Consider the following 3,584-nt stretch of genomic DNA (forward strand, 5'->3'; position numbering starts at 1 on the left):
CTTGTGATTCCGGTAGAGTTTCTAATCCATCCATATATAATTTACTATTTCCCGAATTAATAAATATAATTGACAGATCTATATTTTCAGTTACTTTAACAATATCATTTTCACTTAAATCTTTAATCTCTTCTTGCGTTGTAGTAAATTTTTGGATTCTTTTTTTTGTATATCCATTAATAATGTATAATTCAAATGGTAAATCCATTACGGTTAATCTCCTTAGACTTTTGTATAATTTCAAGTCTAGTTTTAGTGAAATCAGATAATGTATTATACCTATCAAATATCTCAAATAAGATACTATTAGTTACCGTGTCTTGCTGCTCAATATAATCACCTATAAGAGGTTTTAAAACATCTTCAGATCCTCTAATTTTTGTCATTATCCGCTGAACAATTTGTACATCCAAAGCTTCTTGTCTACTAAATGGACAATCACTAGGAATGTTTTTTAAATATTTGTCAATTTGCTTAATGACTCTTAAACCGATTCCTAATTTTTCGCTAGTATTTTTTAATGCATTATGAATATCCCACAATAAATTCAATTCTTCATATTCTAAACTGATTTTTTTATCTTTATTTCTATAACTTGAATATTCTTTTGCTGTAACCACTCGTTCTCGCGGTTTACTTTTTTTCACTTCTATATCTAAAAGATTTGCGTAGTTTAATACTTCGAGTTTAATAACATTTGCTCTATCAAGAACTTTATCACTAAAATTATGTGTCGTTTCATCTATATTAACTGTACCCACAAACATAACATTATCTTTTATTACAAGACTTGATCTATATTGTTCACCATTGTAAAAACGATATTGCAAATCTTCATTATATAATTTTAATATTCTTGTGTCAGTTTCAAGAACTGATAGAAATTGAGCAAAGTAATGCTCAACTCGGGCTAAATTCATTTCATCAAAACATACAATATAAAGATTTTCTGATTCTTCATCTGCTTCCGCCTTTATTAATGTATTTACTAACCCGGAATCGCCTGGTCTATATACATTATTTAGTGTATCTGGATATCCAATTAAATCTGAGTCATCTGTCCAAGAAGGTCTAACAGATATAAAATTCAGATGTGATTGGGCAAGCCCTAATGCCTTGGAATACGCTGAAACTAATTGAGATTTACCTGTCCCGCTCATCCCAGACAATATAACCAAGGACTGTGTTTTCATTGCAATATGAAAATTATATAAATCAACATCAGAATATACTAAACCTAATTCCTTTGTTTTTTCTTTAAAATATGTCATAAATTCTATTTCAGAATTTTTCTCTTCCTCTTCTTTATTTTCTTTATCAGGATTTTCTGTTTCTGGCGGAATATTTGAGATAACATCACCTTGTTTTAACCTATTATAAATTTCTTGATGTAAACTATAGGGAATGAAAAATAACTTATCCTCATAAGTATGTATTTCTTGAATAAGTTCTTGATCAAGTTCTATTCTTTTTAATTCTTGTTCCGACAGATATAAGAATCCTCCATGTGCATATCTATGACTGTCAAACTCTCCATAAGTTATAAAGCCCTTATCTTCATCTTTCCAAACAACAAAACTTGGCGTATCTTCATCTTCTTTTGAGACTGAATTGTTATGTCCAACATATTTGTTTGTTAAAAGTCTCTTTTCGAATWCATCCTTGTCAACTTCTTCAGAAGAAGTGAAAATTGGAATTGGGATAAATGTCATATTTGTACTATAAGAATCTTTCTTGGGTGTTATTGTAATATTTGTTGCTATAAAATATTCTCTAAAGTCTGAAATTCTTTTTTCAACTTGAAAAATCAATAATGAATCTCTTAGGAATTCTTTTATTCTCTCAATTCTCTCGTATTCACTAAGTGTAGAATCGTCATCAAAACCCCACTGGCTGATTGAATCAGAATAACAAGTAACAATTTTCACATCTATCGGAAAATCACTTGGCGATTCGGAAATTATTTTTATGTAAAATTGTAATGTATTATTAGTATTTACAAATACGGTTTGATTATCTATTTCACTATTTCCAACTAATCTTCCTAATAGTCTTGCATCCCATCTCTTTGCTTTCATTTTTACACAACCCTTTTATATTTTAATAATTCTTTTTTCAAATCCAAAAAGTTCTCTACTTTTTTTATTTTATGATTACTTTTACTTAGTTTTAAATAGAATGTTTCATCTACTCTGTAAGAAAGAAAGATTATTTCTTCATAAATATTTAAGTTGGTACTTTCTATTTCAAATTTCTCTATAAAATCAACTTCTATTTCTATGTCTTGGAAAATTTTTTCATTAAATGGATTTCCAATTAACAATATTTTTTTAGATGAATCTTCTGGAACCTCTTTTAAATTGTTTCCATTATGCCTATTAGAAAGCTTCACATTTTTCAATTGTTCTTCAAGTTCTTCCACATTACCCTTTAAAAAATTATTCTCATTCTTCAATTCTTCCACTTTTTTACTACTTTCCTTGAAAATATTAATCTTCTCTTTTTCATGTAATATTAGTTCTTCATCGTTTTTTTCTTTTTCTTTTTGTAGAACTATTAATTGTTGATTCAATTTATGATTTTCTATAGACAATAATTTTATTTGTTCCTTGGTTTTTAATTTATATGTAGAAAGTTCTTCTTGTAACTTATTATATAACTTACTAGTTTTATTTAGTTTCAACTCCATTTTCAACATTTTTTTTTCATCTTTTTTTTCTTCATTATTTATTTTTTCATTACTTCTTTTTTCCAATTCATTCATAAAATTGTTAATATAATTGTTAATTCTCTTTTGCTCTAATACTTCTAGTTCATCATCAGTATTTCTCTTTCTCATAATTTCAAATAATTCTTCTGCCTCAGGCTTTTTGTCATTGGTTATTAAATAACTTAATATTATTCCGAAGGGTATGTCATCAATGTCTAAGAAGTCTGTAACGGACATTTCCTTAAAATTATATCTTTCGGTGATTTTACTCTGTGGTTCATATTTAAGTGCGTCAAGTTTTTTTATGTTAACATTATTTGTGACTGTAGATGCTACAAGTTTTTTTGAGTTTTTCGGAATTGTTCCTGGCCTAAAACCAGATATTTTTATTCCGGCTTTTTTCACTAACTCTTCCATCATTCGTAAATCTTTTCTACTATTTTAACACTTAAAAAATTAGAAGTTGAGAAATATTGAAAATTTTAGAAATTTCATAACCGACTATTAAATTCATTAATTATTTCTTCATGTTAACAAGCAACATTAATAGGATGCCAGTGTACAATACACCCTCAGCATCCTATTTTTGCTCTTTTCGTTCCTGCAGTGACGGCTTTATGAGAAGTTGGGGTTTGAGCGGGAGGAGTTAATTCCAATTTCAGAAGAAGTGAATATACTAAAGTTACCTGTTCGTGGTAAATGACCTCTTTAGTTGAATGGCTAAAGAGGTTTTTTGTGCTCTTTAAGGGTTAGGCCAGGACAAAGACGCCGACGAGTTCGTCGAGGGGCAGTTGGTGGATGCCGTAAGGGTCTTCGTATCGTAGGCACTGATTGTTGGCTTCTTTGATGATGCCGCGGTGATAGTGGATTTTGC

The 3,584-nt window shown here is 29.1% G+C and carries 2 protein-coding genes and 1 pseudogene; all 3 read right to left on the reverse strand.

All coding sequences use genetic code 11. From position 1 onward, the window contains the following. Positions 1-208: pseudogene (locus AC1DSB_RS17050) on the reverse strand (DUF2357 domain-containing protein); the annotation flags it as partial. Next, entirely contained in the window at positions 192-2,078 is a 1,887-nt protein-coding gene (locus tag AC1DSB_RS17055; protein ID WP_477587183.1) for an McrB family protein, read from the reverse strand. The gene AC1DSB_RS17055 and the pseudogene AC1DSB_RS17050, both read right to left, overlap by 17 nt. Positions 2,079-2,080: 2 nt before the next feature. Beyond that, the gene (locus AC1DSB_RS17060) at positions 2,081-3,130 is read right to left on the reverse strand and encodes a hypothetical protein (protein ID WP_477587184.1); all 1,050 of its coding nucleotides are present in this window, start codon (positions 3,128-3,130) and stop codon (positions 2,081-2,083) included. Positions 3,131-3,584 lie beyond the last annotated feature (454 nt).

Source organism: Paenisporosarcina sp. P4_E4_2, from assembly GCF_056401595.1.

What these genes read in the sequence shown, in the direction of transcription:
- AC1DSB_RS17060 (WP_477587184.1), bottom strand. Translation starts at nt 3,130, where the DNA reads ATGATGGAAGAGTTAGTGAAAAAAGCCGGAATAAAAATATCTGGTTTT.